The sequence below is a fragment of the Kitasatospora sp. NPDC051853 genome (genome assembly GCF_044452665.1).
In the GTDB taxonomy this organism is placed as follows: domain Bacteria; phylum Actinomycetota; class Actinomycetes; order Streptomycetales; family Streptomycetaceae; genus Kitasatospora.
On record NZ_JBITBY010000012.1, the window covers coordinates 3,732 to 16,233 of the forward strand.

Consider the following 12,502-nt stretch of genomic DNA (forward strand, 5'->3'; position numbering starts at 1 on the left):
CGCGCGCCTCTCTGCCACCACCTCCCAATCCCCCCCCCCCCCCCGTTGTGGTGGTGGTTGGGTCTGGGGGGGGGGCGGCCCCCCCCCCGGGGGGGGGGGGCCCCCCCCAAACCGGATCAAGCCCAGTTGATCTCGGAGACCGCGAGCCGTGCCCCGTCGCGCACCTCCTGGTCGGGATGGCCGAGGTGCGCCTCGATCGTGGGGAGGGCGGAGCGATCGTGGGTGGTGCCGAGGATGTCGAGGGTGTGGAGGAGCAGTTCGGGGCCCATCGTCGGCATCGCGGGGATCAGCGGTTCGACCAGGGAGAAGGGCAGGGCATGGTGCGGGGAGGTGTCGCTGATCGCGTTGAGGGCGGACTCACGGACTGCGGTGACCGGTTCGTTGACGGCCAGACCGACGAGGCGTCCGACGATCAGCCGGGCGGTGTCCGCGTCGAGGGCCCGGCTCCGTAGCAGGTCCCCGAGGGAGGCGGCGGCATCGTCACGGTGCCCGGGGGCGCGGTCGGTCAGGGCTTCGAAGGGGGCGAAGGGCGCGAAGGGGATGTCCATCAGGCCGGTTCGAGGACGGTCGGGGGGATGCCCAGGGCGTCGAGGCGGGAGTGGAGTTCGGCCTCCTGGCGGTCCGTCAGGAAGAACCGGAGGGTACTGCCGGTGTCGGAGGTGCTGAAGACCAGTTCGTCGTCGCGCCAGGCCTCCGCGCCGGTGGTGTAGGGGGCGAGGTCCGAGAAGAGGTCGAACTGGGCGTCGTCGTGGGGGTCGATGCCGATCGCCGTTCCGGGGTCGGACTCCGGGGAGCGGGTGCCGGCGGCCACGGCCTCGCGGGCCAGGGCGAGCAGGGACTCGTAGGAGTCGAGGACCTCGGGCGGCCAGGGGTGGTCGCTGCGGGCTTCGAGCCACGCCTGGTCGAGGTCGGAGCGGAGCACCACGAGGGCCTCACGGTGGACGAGGGCGACGTCCTCGGGGCTGAGGCCGTCGACGAGGACGAGTTCGGTGGTCACGAGGGCGAGCCTCTCACGGACGGTCGGCCGGATCGGGCGCCGGGCCGAGCCAGACCTCGGTGATTCCGCTGACGTAGCGCGCGCCGCAGCGGTCGGCGGGGACGACCAGTTGCGGGCCGGGGGTGTCGAGCGGGGTGTCGTCGATGCTGGTGGCGAGGAGGATCTGCTGGCCGCCGAAGTCGGGGTCGATCTCGGCCCAGGAGAGGACGGCGAGGTGGCCGTCGGCGCCGGTGACGGTGAGGAGGAGGCGCAGGCGCTGCTTGCGGCCGACCAGGTCGACCCGGGGTTCGGCGGTGCGGATGACGTCCCAGAGGCGGGGGCCCTCGAAGCCGTGGTGCTGTTCGCCGCTGCCCAGGCAGTCGAAGCGTGCTTCGACGCGGTGGGAGGGGAGGTCGCGCAGCTGGGCCACCGTCAGTTCGGCGAGGGCGTCGAGCAGTCCGCGCAGGCGGACGGCGGCGGGCTGGCTCACGGACGGCTCCTTCCGGCCGGCACGCGCTGGCCTGCTGGCCGAGTGGTACCCCTGTGCGGCCGCTGATACCCATGGGAACGCGCTTTACAGCTTGCAGGTGCGATGCAAAGAGGCGATTTTCCTTGCAGTGGGCGGACTGGAGGATCACCCAGGCAAGACCGTCTGGCCTGGTGTTACGGCCCACTCGTCCCGTCCTCGGCCCGCCAGCTTCAATCGCTCTGACGGCCGGTCAGGGCCGGGAACCCGGGGAGCCGGGAACGGGAGGAGGAGCGCCGATGGACCTGCACACGGTGACGGAGGTGTGCGACGCCCGACGCTACGGGAGCTGGCGGCCCGGGGACGCGTGGCTGGGCGGCGGCACCTATCTGTTCTCCGAGCCGCAGCCGCACCTGCGGCGCCTGGTGGACCTCGGCCGGATGGGCTGGCAGCCGCTGGCCCGCACCTCCGAGGGCGGGCTGGAGATCGCCGCCACCTGCACCGTCGCCGAGCTGTCCGCGTACGGGAGGGAGGCCGAGTGGCGGGCCGCCCCGCTGGTGGAGCAGTGCTGCCGGGCCTTCCTGGCCTCCTGGAAGATCTGGAACCTCGCCACCGTCGGCGGCAACCTCTGCAACGGACTCCCCGCCGGGCCGATGATCTCGCTGACCGCCGCGCTGGACGGCGTCTGCCTGCTGCGCGACCAGACCGGCGGGCACCGCCGCGTACCGGCCGCCGAGTTCGTGGTCGGGGCCGGGAAGACCGTCCGCGAGCCCGGCGAGCTGCTGCGCTCGATCACCCTCCCGGCCCGGGCGCTGGCCGCCCGCACCGCCTTCCGACAGTCCTCGCTCTACGGCCTCGGCCGCTCCGGCGTCCTGGTGATCGGCGCCCGCGACCCGCAGGACGGCTCCCTCACCCTGACCGTCACCGCCTCCACCGTCCGCCCGTTCCGCTTCTGGTTCCCGCCGGAGCCGAACGCGGCGGCCGTCCGGGAGGCGGTTGAGGAGGGCATCCGGGACGAGGAGTACTTCGACGACATCCACGGACTCCCGGACTGGCGGCGCCACATGACGCTGCGCCACGCCGAGGAGATCCGCAGGGAGCTGAGCGAGCTGAGCGAGCTGAGCGGGACGAGCAGGACGAGCAGGACGAGCGAGATGAGCGAGCTGAACGGGACGAATGAGGAGGTCGGGAGATGAGCTACAGCGTCCGGGTCAACGGGCAGGACTTCGAGGCCGAGCCCCGCCCCGGCCAGTGCCTGCGGACCTACCTGCGCGAACGTGGCTGGTTCGGCGTCAAGAAGGGCTGCGACGCGGGGGACTGCGGCGCCTGCACCGTCCAGGTGGACGGCCGTCCGGTGCACAGCTGCCTCTACCCCGCCGTGCGGGCCGAGGGGCGGAACGTGACCACGGTCGAGGGCCTGGCCGAGGACGGTGAACTCCACCCGGTGCAGCGGCAGTTCCTCGATGCCCAGGGCTTCCAGTGCGGCTTCTGCACGGCCGGGTTCCTGATGACCACCTCCGCGGAGTCCTTCGACGAGGAGAAGAAGGCGGACCTGCCGCGGGCGTTGAAGGGCAACCTCTGCCGCTGCACCGGCTACCGGGCGATCGAGGACGCGATCCGCGGCGTACGTCACACCGAACTCCCGTGCGCCGAAAAGGCGGTGGGCCGCAGCCTCGGGGCACCGGCCGGCCCGCAGGTGGTGACCGGTACGGCCCGGTACACCTTCGACCTGGAGGTGGAGGGCCTGCTGCACATGAAACTGCTGCGCTCCCCGCACCCGCACGCCCGGATCGTCTCGATCGACACCTCCGCGGCCCGCCGGGTGCCCGGTGTGGTGGGGGTGTTCACCCACGAGGACGCCCCCGACAGGCTCTACTCCTCCGCCCGGCACGAGCACCCGACGGAGGACCCGGACGACACCCGGGTGCTGGACGACGTGGTCCGCTTCGTCGGCCAGCGGGTCGCCGCCGTGGTCGCCGAGACCGAGGGCGCGGCGGAGGAGGGCTGTCGGCGGATCGTGGTCGAGTACGAGCAACTCCCGTACGTGCTGGACCCGGAGGAGGCGATGAGGCCCGGCGCCCCGGTGATCCACCCCAAGGGCCCGGAGTCGCGGATCGCCCGCGCCGAGGACAACGTCTGCGGCGAGGCGCACGGCGAACTCGGCAGCGTGGAGCAGGGGTTCGCCGAGGCGGACCTGGTCTACGAGGAGACCTTCCGGACCCAGCGGGTGCAGCACGCCAGCCTGGAGACGCACGGCTGCGTCGTCTGGTTCGAGAAGGACGAGGAGGACGAGGAGGGTGAGGAGGGTGAGGGGCCGGGCGGGGAGGAACGGATCGTGGTGCGGTCCTCCACCCAGGTGCCGTTCCTGACCCGACGGGCGCTCTGCGACCTGTACGACCTGCCGCCGGAGAAGGTGCGGGTGGTGGCGGGCCGGGTCGGCGGCGGCTTCGGCGGCAAGCAGGAGATGCTCACCGAGGACATCGCGGTGCTGGCGGCGCTGCGCCTGCACCGGCCGGTGAAGCTGGAGTTCACCCGCGCCGAGCAGTTCCACGGTGCCACCACCCGGCACCCGTTCGTCATCACGGTCAAGCTCGGCGCCAAGCGGGACGGCACCCTGACGGCCCTCCAGTACCGGGTGGTCTCCAACACGGGCGCGTACGGGAATCACGGCCCGGCGGTGATGTTCCACAGCGTCGGCGAGTCGATGGGCGTCTACCGGGCGCCGCACAAGAAGGTCGACGCGTACTCCGTCTACACCAACGGCGTGCCGGCCGGGGCCTTCCGCGGCTACGGCCTGGGGCAGGTCACCTTCGCCGTGGAGTCGGCGATGGACGAACTGGCCCGCCGACTCGGCATCGACCCGCTGGAGTTGAGGGAGCGGAACGTCATCGGGCCGGGTGAGCACATGGAGGGCCCGCTCGGCGAGGAGGAGGACCTGCACATCGCCAGCTACGGGCTGGACCAGTGCCTGCAGGTGGTGCGCGACGCCTTGGCCGGGGACACCAGTGCCGAACGGGCCCCAGAGGGCTGGCTGGTGGGCCAGGGCTTCGCCATGGCCGCGATCGCCTGCGGGCCGCCGGGCGGCCACATCGCCGACGCCACGGTGAAGCTGCTGGAGGACGGGACGTACGACGTCGCCGTCGGCACCGCCGAGTTCGGCAACGGCACCACCACCGTGCACCAGCAGATCACCGCCGGGGCGCTGGGCACCACGGTCGACCGGATCGGCATCCGCCAGTCGGACACCGACCTGGTGGGGCACGACACCGGCGCGTTCGGCTCGGCGGGCACGGTGGTGGCGGGGAAGGCGGTGATGAAGGCCGCCAACGCGCTGGCCGAACGGATCGTCAGCTTCACCGCCGAGTACGCCCGCACGCCGCGCGCCTTGGTCCGCCTCGGCGCGGAGGCGGTGGAGTGCGACGGGCGGACGGTGCCGCTCAAGGAGGTCCACCAGGCCGCGCGGGAACAGGGCGTGGAGCTGCGGGCCGACGGGCACTTCGGCGGCTCGCCGCGCTCGGTGGCGTTCAACTCCCAGTGGTTCCGGATCGCGGTCGACCCGGACACCGGGGAGATCCGCATCCTGCGCAGCGTCCACGGCGCCGACGCGGGCAAGGTGATGAACCCGCTCCAGTGCCGGGGCCAGGTGGAGGGCGGAGTGGCCCAGGCGCTCGGCGCGACGCTGTTCGAGCAGGTGCTGCTGGACGAGCGCGGGGAGGTGACGACGGCGGCCTTCCGCCGCTACCGGCTGCCCGCCTTCGCGGACGTGCCGCGCACCGAGGTGCACTTCAGCGAGACCTCGGACGCCATCGGGCCGCTGGGCGCCAAGTCGATGTCGGAGAGCCCGTTCAACCCGGTGCCGCCCGCCTTCGCCAACGCGCTCCGGGACGCCACCGGCATCCGCTTCACCGAGGCGCCGTTCCTGCGGGACAAGGTCTGGCGGGCGCTCCAGGAGGCCGGAACTGTGCGCGCCTCCGAGGCGGAGGGACCGGAGGGGGCGCCCGCTCGGAGGAAGTGACAGGAGGGAAAGACGGTTCGGAAACTTGCATCTACCATGCACAACTGCGTGATCTCCTGGCATCGGCGAGGGTGGGCCAGGGCGCGGAGCACAAGGAGCACCACATGATCGTCGGGGACCTGCTGGACCTGGCCGACCTGCACATCGAAGCGGCCTGGGCCACCCCGGAGCTGCTGGCCGCCGAGGTCACCGGAGTCACCTCCACCGACCTCCAGGACCCGGCCCGCTACCTCCAGCGCGGCGAGCTGGTGCTCAGCGGGCTGGTCTGGTGGCGTCCCGAGGACGGCCCGGCCGCCGCCTCGGCCGCGCTGCGGTTCGCCAACGCGCTGCGCAGCGCGGGCGCCGCCGCCCTGCTGGCGGGCGAGGGCACCCACGGGGCCGTCCCGCCCGAGCTGGCCGAGGCCTGCCGCCTGCACGGCGTCCCGCTGCTCTCCGTCCCGGCCGGCACCAGCTTCCGGGCCGTCACCGACCGGGTCTACCTGCGGCTCTGGGGTGAGCTCGGGGCCCCGGAGGAGGGTGCGGCCGCCCTGCCGGCGGCGGTCCGCAAGGACCTGCTGGCGCTGCTCGGCGAGCAGGCCAGGGCGGCGGCCGGCGGTGGGGCCGTCCACGGTGCGCAGACTGACGGTGCGTCGGGTGTACGGGGTGTGCCGGGCGCGTCGGGTACGCCGGGGACCGTGCGGGACGCGGTGCTGGGGGAGGTGCTGGCGAGGGCGGTGAACCGGCTCGGGCTGCCGGGCTGCGTGCTGCTCACCGGTTCCGGGCGGGTGTTGGCCGCGTCCTCGGAGGAGGCGGAGGCCGAGGTGCTCGCGACGCCGAGCGGTGACCGGGGCGACGGCCGAGGCGACGGCCGGGGCGGCCGGGGTGGTGACCGGGGTGACCGGGACGGCCGCTGGGGGAGACGGGACGGCTGGGTCGTTCCGGTCGGTCCACCGGGGGACACGCCGTTCGACGGCTGGCTGCTGCGGACCGCGAGCGACCCGGTCCCGGCCGCCCGGGCGCTGCTGCACGGTCTCGCCGAGCTGCTGGCCCCCTCGGCCGCCCGGGCCAGGGCCACCACGGCCGCCCAACGCCGCACCGCCGCCCGCCTGGTCGGCCTGCTCGGGCCGGACGGCGGGCCCGGCCTGGCCGAGGCCCTGACGCTCTGTCGGCTCCCGGTCCGGAAAGCGCTTACCCCCGTGGTGGTACGGGCCGAGGGCGCTCCCGAGGGCTGGGCGGTCGCGGCCCTCGCGGAGGCGCTGCACCTGGCGGGCGTCCCGTTCGCCGCCGCCCCGGAGTCGCCCCACCCGGCCTCGGCCCTGACCCCGGCCTCGGCCCTGGCCCCGGTCCCGGCACTGGTCCCGTACGAGCCGGCGCCCTCGTACGAGCCCGCACCGTCGTCCGCCGACGCAGCGCCGCTCTCCGCCGACGCGCCGCCGCAGGGCGCCGTCCGCCCCGGCCGGGGCTGCGCGGTCGCCCTGGTGGCCGCGCCGGCGGCGGAGGTCACGGCGGCCCTGCGCGCGTCCTGGCCCCGGTTCGAGCGCCGCCTCGCCGGGCACGGGCCGCTGCGCGCCGGCGTCGGACCGACCGCGGAACCGGAGCGGGCCGAGCTGGCCGCCGCCCTGGTGCAGGCCCGCTACGCCCTGGCCTCCGGCGCCGGCGGAGCCGTCGGCAGCAGCGCCGAACTGGGCTCCCTCGCCGCCCTGTTGGGCGGTATCCCGCCCGAGGTGCGGGCCGCCTTCCGGTGGCGCCTGCTGGCCCCGTTGGCCGCCCACGACCGGGCCAACCCCGTCTCGCTGCTCGACACCCTGGACACCTTCCTCCGGCACAACGCCTCCTGGTCCCGCACCGCCGAGGCGCTGCACATCCACGTCAACACCGTGCACTACCGCATCCGCCGCATCGAGGAGCTGACCGGGCGCAGCCTCACCCAGCTGGAACACCGGATGGACCTGCGGGCGGCCCTGCTCTGCTCCACCGCCGAGGGCTGACGGCCCGTCCGACCGGCACTCGGGGATTCCCGCCGGACCCTGCCGAACGGTCGGACGGCCGCCTAGACTCGGTGATCCTCGATTCGGTGATCCTCCGTCCGACGAGCAGTCCGCACGAGCAGTCCGCACGAGCCCAGGAGTCCCGCATGCCGACGGCCCCCCTGCCCAGCCTGAGCACCGGTCCCACGGAGTCCCCGCTGCTGGAGGTCACCATCGGGGAGGCCTTCGACCGCACCGTGCTGGCCCACCCGGACCGCGAGGCCCTGGTGGACGTCCCGAGCGGGCGCCGCTGGACGTACCGTCAGCTCGCGGACGAGGTGGACCGCGTGGCGCTCGGACTGCTCCGGCTCGGCGTCGCGCCCGGTGACCGGGTCGGCATCTGGGCACCGAACTGTCCGGAGTGGGTGTTCACCCAGTACGCCACCGCCCGGATCGGCGCGGTGCTGGTGACCGTCAATCCCGGCTACCGCAGCCACGAACTCGAGTACGTGCTGCGGCAGTCGGGCATCCGCACGGTCATCGCCGCGCCCTCCTTCAAGACCTCGGACTACGCGGCCATGCTGGCCGAGGCCCGCCCGGCCTGCCCGGAGCTGGCGGACGTCCTGCTGATCGGCACCGACGGCTGGCGCGAGCTGACGGCCACCGACCCGGCCGACCCGGCCGACCCGGCCGACCCGGCCGACCCGGCCGACCCGGCCGACCGGGCCCGGCTGGAGGCGGTGGCCGGAGGGCTGGGCGCCGAACAGGCGATCAACATCCAGTACACCTCCGGCACCACCGGCTTCCCGAAGGGGGCCACGCTCTCCCACCGCAACATCCTGAACAACGGTCACTTCGTCGGCGAGCTCTGCGGTTACACCGAACAGGACCGGATCTGCGTGCCCGTCCCCTTCTACCACTGCTTCGGCATGGTGATGGGCAACCTCGCGGCCCTCACCCACGGCGCCTGCGTGGTCATCCCGGCCCCCGGCTTCGAGCCGGCCGCCACCCTGCGCGCGGTCGCCGCCGAGCGCTGCACCTCCCTCTACGGCGTGCCCACCATGTTCATCGCCGAGCTCAACGACCCCTCCTTCGAGGAGCACGACCTGAGCAGCCTGCGCACCGGCATCATGGCGGGCTCGCCCTGCCCGGTGGAGGTGATGAAGCAGGTGGTCGAGCGGATGGGCATGCGCGACGTCTCGATCTGCTACGGCATGACCGAGACCTCCCCGGTCTCCACCCAGACCCGGCTGGACGACCCGATCGAGCGCCGGGTCTCCACCGTGGGCCGGGTCGGCCCGCACCTGACGGTGAAGGTGGCCGACCCGCACACCGGTGAGACCGTCCCGCGCGGCACCCACGGCGAACTCCGCACCCGGGGCTACTCGGTGATGCTCGGTTACTGGAACGACCCCGAGCGCACCGCCGAGGCGGTGGACGCCGAGGGGTGGATGCGCACCGGCGACCTGGCGGTGATGGACGAGGAGGGCTACCTCAACATCACCGGCCGGATCAAGGACATGGTGATCCGGGGCGGCGAGAACCTCTACCCGCGCGAGATCGAGGAGTTCCTGCACACCCACCCGGACGTCCTGGACGCCCAGGTGATCGGGGTGCCGGACGCCAAGTACGGCGAGGAGCTGATGGCCTGGGTCAAACTCCGCCCGGGCGCGGCCGAGTTGACCCCGGAGGCGCTCCGGGCCTACTGCGACGGCCGGATCGCCCACTACAAGGTCCCGCGCTACGTCCACCTGGTCGAGGAGTACCCGATGACCGTCACCGGCAAGATCCGCAAGGTGGAGATGCGCGAGGAGGCGATCGAACTGCTCGGCCTCCGGCGCGAGGCCGGCGCCGAACACGCCTGACGGCGGCCCCCTCCGGGCTCCGCCGCGGGGCCCGGCTAGGGTGGCCCACGTGCGTGTACTGCTGGTGGAGGATGACGAGCCGGTCGCCCAGTCGCTTCGGCGGGGCCTGCTGCGCTACGGGTTCGAGGTGGAGTGGGTCGCCACGGGCCAGGCGGCGCTGACCGTCGCGGAGCCGTACGACCTGGTGCTGCTCGACCTCGGGCTGCCCGACACCGACGGGCTGGACGTGTGCAAGGAGCTGCGGGCCCGGGGCACGGTGCCGATCATCGTGATCAGCGCCCGCAGCGACGAGACCGACCGGGTGGTGGGGCTGGAACTCGGCGCGGACGACTACGTCTCCAAGCCGTTCGGGGTCCGCGAGGTGATCGCCCGGATCAGGGCGGTGATGCGGCGCGTCCAGCCCCGCCCCACCACCGGTGCGGGCAGCGGGCCCGACCGCTACGGGTCCCGGCTCACCGTGGACCGCCGGGCCGCCCGGGTGCACCTGGACGGCACCGAGGTCGCGCTCGCCCCCAAGGAGTACGACCTGCTGGCCTTCCTCACCGAGGAGCCGGGCGCCCTGATGAGCCGTGAGCAGATCATGGAGGCGGTCTGGGACGCCAACTGGTTCGGCCCGACCAAGACCCTGGACGTGCACGTGGCCGCGCTGCGCCGCAAGCTCGCCGGAGCGGTGGTGATCGAGGCGGTGCGCGGCGTCGGCTTCCGGCTGGTCATCGCGGACGGGACGGCGGCCGGGGACGGGACGGCGCCCGCGGGCGGGACGGCACCCGCGGATCGGGGCGCAGATCGGGGCGGGGACCGTCCGGCATGATCCGGCGGCTGATCGTCAGTTACGTGCTGCTGGTGGCGGTCGCGCTGGCCGCCTTCACCGTGCCGGTCGCCTTCACCCTCACCGCACAGCTGCGCGGCGACACCGAGGAGTCGGTGCGCCGCGAGGCCACCACCATGGCGCTGCTGCTCGGCGCCGGCGATCAGCCGGCCAGGCAAGCGCTTTCCCGGCTGGCCGGCGCCTACGCGGAGGAGACCCCGGGCCGGGTGGAGGTGGTGGCGGCCGACGGGGGATCGGTGGACGCGCTGCCGCGGCCCGAGGAGCCGACCGACGAGGCGCTCCGACGCGCCGTCAGCGAGGGCCGCACCACGGTGGACTGGGGCTCCCGCCTGGTCTGGGGCCCCGAACTGGTCGTCACCGTCCCGGCCCGGGCCCCGGACTCGGGCACGATCACCGGCGCGGTGCGGATCCGCTACGCCACCGCCGACCTCACCGACCGGCTCTGGCGGATCTGGGGCTTCCGCGCGATCCTCGCGGTCGGGGTCCTGGCGGTGGCCGCCGGGCTCGGCGCCATCGTGGCCCGGCTGCTCACCCGCCCGCTGCGCCAACTCAACGAGATGGCCAGCCGGTTCGGCGCCGGGGACCTGACCGCCCGCTCCCCGGTCACCGGACCGCAGGAGACCAGGACGCTCGCCCTGACCCTCAACCAGGGTGCCGAGCGCCTGGACACCCTGGTCGCCTCCCAGCGCATCTTCGTCGCCGACGCCTCCCACCAGCTGCGCACCCCGCTCACGGCGCTGCGCCTGTCGCTGGACAACATCGCCGACGGCGTGGACGACGAGTTCGTCCGGGAGGACGTGGAGCAGGCCACCGCCGAGGTGGTCCGGATGAGCCGGCTGGTCAGCGGCCTGCTGGTGCTGGCCCGGGCGGAGGCCAAGGTCTCCGCGCCGGAGCCGTTGGTACTGCGGGAGTTGGTGGCCGAGCGGCTGGCGGTCTGGCGCCCGGCGGCGGAGGAGCGCGGGGTGACCATCGCGCTGTCGGGGGACACCGACGACCTGCCGCGGGTCCTGGCCGGCCCGGGCAACCTCGACCAGGTGCTGGACAACGTGCTCTCCAACGCCCTGGAGGTCTCCCCGGACGGCTCCACCATCACCGTGCGCCTCACCGCCCGCCCGGGCGACCAGGTGCTGCTCGACGTGCTCGACCAGGGGCCGGGCATGTCCGAGGCCGAACGCTCCCGGGCCTTCGACCGGTTCTGGCGCGGCCAGGGCCTCACCGGCCGCACCGGCTCCGGCCTGGGCCTGGCCATCGTCCGCCAACTGGTCACCGACGACGGCGGAACCGCCACCCTGGCCGAGGCCCCGGGCGGCGGCCTCCGGGTCCGGATCGGCCTCAGGACCGAGCCCCGGACGGGACGTTAGGGCACGTCAGCCGCAGCGGTGGTACGCGTTCACGGCGGTCCGGCCGGACTCACAGGGGACCGCCGTGGCGGGTGTGGCGGTGACCAGGCCCAGGCCGCCGAAGGCCATGATCAGGGCGACGGTGGACCGGAGGGTGCGACGAAGACGCACGGGGACTCCTCGGGGGACGAGAGTTCTGCGCCGGTGGGATCCCGGCGGACACGACCCTAGGGAGTCCGGCGGTCGCCGAAACGGTTCAGCACTCCGCGACACTCCGGACCGAATCCCCGTGCGTCACACGGCCGTCGGCCTCCGGCCGTCAGCCTTCGGCGGGGAGGACCGAGGAGTGGTGGTTGACGATCAGCCACTTGCCGTTGCGCTTCTCGTACTCGTAGGTGTAGCGCGCCTCGACGGCCTTGGTCACACCGGTCTTCAGGTCGGTGAGGTGGAAGCGGTAGACGCCGGCGTCGAGGGCGGAGTCCTTGTCCAGGACGTTGATCACCGAGCGGATCTTCTCGCCGCGCGGCTTCTTCTGCAGGAAGTGCTCGAAGTAGTCGGTGATCTCGGCGCGGTTGGTGCGGATCTGCGGGGAGGCGGTGGGCAGCAGCACCGCGTCCTCGGCGTAGCGCTCGGCGACCTTGGCCGGGTCGCCGCTCTGCAGGGCGGCGTTCCACTGGTCGAAGAGCGCGGCTATCTGCCGCTCGCCGGCCTTGCCGCGCCTGTCGTCGCCGGCCTGGGCGACCCCGACGGTGACGGTGGCGGCCGCGGCGACCGCGACGGCGGCGGCGAGGGCGATCCGGGTGCGGGTGGGGCGCTGACCCCTCGTGCGCTGACGCTTCATCACTGCTCCTGCTCTGCTCTGTTCTGCTCTGGTCCGCTCGCGAGCTCGTTCGCCCGTGAGTGGCTCCACCCTCTCGATCGGCGGGGAAGGGGTGGTACAGGAGAGGTGCAGGGGAGCGGAAGGGGGCGGACAAGGTTGCGGACAGATCGGGAAAATGGCCAGACAACCGGCTCTCGCGGGCAGGACAACTCGGCGTGTTGGCATGCGTTTGCCAGGTGTACCGC

General features: G+C 73.6%; 11 protein-coding genes. 6 read left to right on the forward strand and 5 right to left on the reverse strand.

The window, feature by feature from the left end; all coding sequences use genetic code 11:
* Positions 1 to 116: 116 nt before the first annotated feature.
* From ACIA8O_RS30505 to ACIA8O_RS30515, 3 genes are read right to left on the reverse strand one after another with little or no spacing between them, the layout of a single operon-like run.
* Positions 117 to 548: a hypothetical protein gene (locus ACIA8O_RS30505; protein WP_396297210.1), complete on the reverse strand. Its 432-nt coding sequence runs from the start codon at positions 546 to 548 to the stop codon at positions 117 to 119.
* Entirely contained in the window at positions 548 to 997 is a 450-nt protein-coding gene (locus ACIA8O_RS30510; RefSeq protein ID WP_396297211.1) for a hypothetical protein, read from the reverse strand. Before ACIA8O_RS30510 ends, ACIA8O_RS30505 begins: the two co-directional genes overlap by 1 nt.
* A gap of 13 nt (positions 998 to 1,010) precedes the next feature.
* Positions 1,011 to 1,466 carry a hypothetical protein gene (locus ACIA8O_RS30515; protein WP_396297212.1) on the reverse strand — a complete coding sequence of 152 codons (456 nt, stop codon included), beginning with the start codon at positions 1,464 to 1,466 and terminating at the stop codon, positions 1,011 to 1,013.
* Positions 1,467 to 1,741: 275 nt separating this feature from the next.
* On the opposite strand from ACIA8O_RS30515, the gene ACIA8O_RS30520 reads away from it, so the two are divergent.
* The 6 genes from ACIA8O_RS30520 (at position 1,742) to ACIA8O_RS30545 (ending at position 11,458) form a co-directional block, all read left to right on the forward strand.
* On the forward strand, positions 1,742 to 2,638 hold the full coding sequence (locus ACIA8O_RS30520) for an FAD binding domain-containing protein (protein ID WP_396297213.1): 897 nt from the start codon (positions 1,742 to 1,744) through the stop codon (positions 2,636 to 2,638).
* Positions 2,635 to 5,457, forward strand: coding sequence for a molybdopterin-dependent oxidoreductase (locus ACIA8O_RS30525; RefSeq protein ID WP_396297214.1), 2,823 nt, complete (start codon positions 2,635 to 2,637; stop codon positions 5,455 to 5,457). Before ACIA8O_RS30520 ends, ACIA8O_RS30525 begins: the two co-directional genes overlap by 4 nt.
* A gap of 104 nt (positions 5,458 to 5,561) precedes the next feature.
* Positions 5,562 to 7,424 carry a helix-turn-helix domain-containing protein gene (locus ACIA8O_RS30530; protein ID WP_396297215.1) on the forward strand — a complete coding sequence of 621 codons (1,863 nt, stop codon included), beginning with the start codon at positions 5,562 to 5,564 and terminating at the stop codon, positions 7,422 to 7,424.
* Between the two features lie 146 nt (positions 7,425 to 7,570).
* The gene (locus ACIA8O_RS30535) at positions 7,571 to 9,268 is read left to right on the forward strand and encodes an AMP-binding protein (protein WP_396297216.1); all 1,698 of its coding nucleotides are present in this window, start codon (positions 7,571 to 7,573) and stop codon (positions 9,266 to 9,268) included.
* Positions 9,269 to 9,317: 49 nt separating this feature from the next.
* Positions 9,318 to 10,079, forward strand: coding sequence for a response regulator transcription factor (locus ACIA8O_RS30540; RefSeq protein WP_396297217.1), 762 nt, complete (start codon positions 9,318 to 9,320; stop codon positions 10,077 to 10,079).
* On the forward strand, positions 10,076 to 11,458 hold the full coding sequence (locus ACIA8O_RS30545) for a sensor histidine kinase (RefSeq protein WP_396297218.1): 1,383 nt from the start codon (positions 10,076 to 10,078) through the stop codon (positions 11,456 to 11,458). The genes ACIA8O_RS30540 and ACIA8O_RS30545 overlap by 4 nt, the downstream gene beginning before the upstream one ends.
* A gap of 6 nt (positions 11,459 to 11,464) precedes the next feature.
* Here ACIA8O_RS30545 and ACIA8O_RS30550 read toward each other — a convergent pair whose 3' ends face one another.
* Entirely contained in the window at positions 11,465 to 11,608 is a 144-nt protein-coding gene (locus ACIA8O_RS30550; protein WP_396297219.1) for a hypothetical protein, read from the reverse strand.
* A gap of 148 nt (positions 11,609 to 11,756) precedes the next feature.
* Positions 11,757 to 12,278, reverse strand: a complete 522-nt coding sequence (locus ACIA8O_RS30555; RefSeq protein ID WP_396297220.1) for an SgcJ/EcaC family oxidoreductase — start codon at positions 12,276 to 12,278, stop codon at positions 11,757 to 11,759.
* Positions 12,279 to 12,502 lie beyond the last annotated feature (224 nt).

Bases quoted from the DNA above. Each gene is read 5' to 3' on its own strand.
- ACIA8O_RS30505 (WP_396297210.1), bottom strand. From the start codon at position 548: ATGGACATCCCCTTCGCGCCCTTCGCCCCCTTCGAAGCCCTGACCGAC.
- ACIA8O_RS30520 (WP_396297213.1), top strand. From the start codon at position 1,742: ATGGACCTGCACACGGTGACGGAGGTGTGCGACGCCCGACGCTACGGG.
- ACIA8O_RS30525 (WP_396297214.1), top strand. From the start codon at position 2,635: ATGAGCTACAGCGTCCGGGTCAACGGGCAGGACTTCGAGGCCGAGCCC.
- ACIA8O_RS30530 (WP_396297215.1), top strand. From the start codon at position 5,562: ATGATCGTCGGGGACCTGCTGGACCTGGCCGACCTGCACATCGAAGCG.
- ACIA8O_RS30535 (WP_396297216.1), top strand. From the start codon at position 7,571: ATGCCGACGGCCCCCCTGCCCAGCCTGAGCACCGGTCCCACGGAGTCC.
- ACIA8O_RS30545 (WP_396297218.1), top strand. From the start codon at position 10,076: ATGATCCGGCGGCTGATCGTCAGTTACGTGCTGCTGGTGGCGGTCGCG.
- ACIA8O_RS30555 (WP_396297220.1), bottom strand. From the start codon at position 12,278: ATGAAGCGTCAGCGCACGAGGGGTCAGCGCCCCACCCGCACCCGGATC.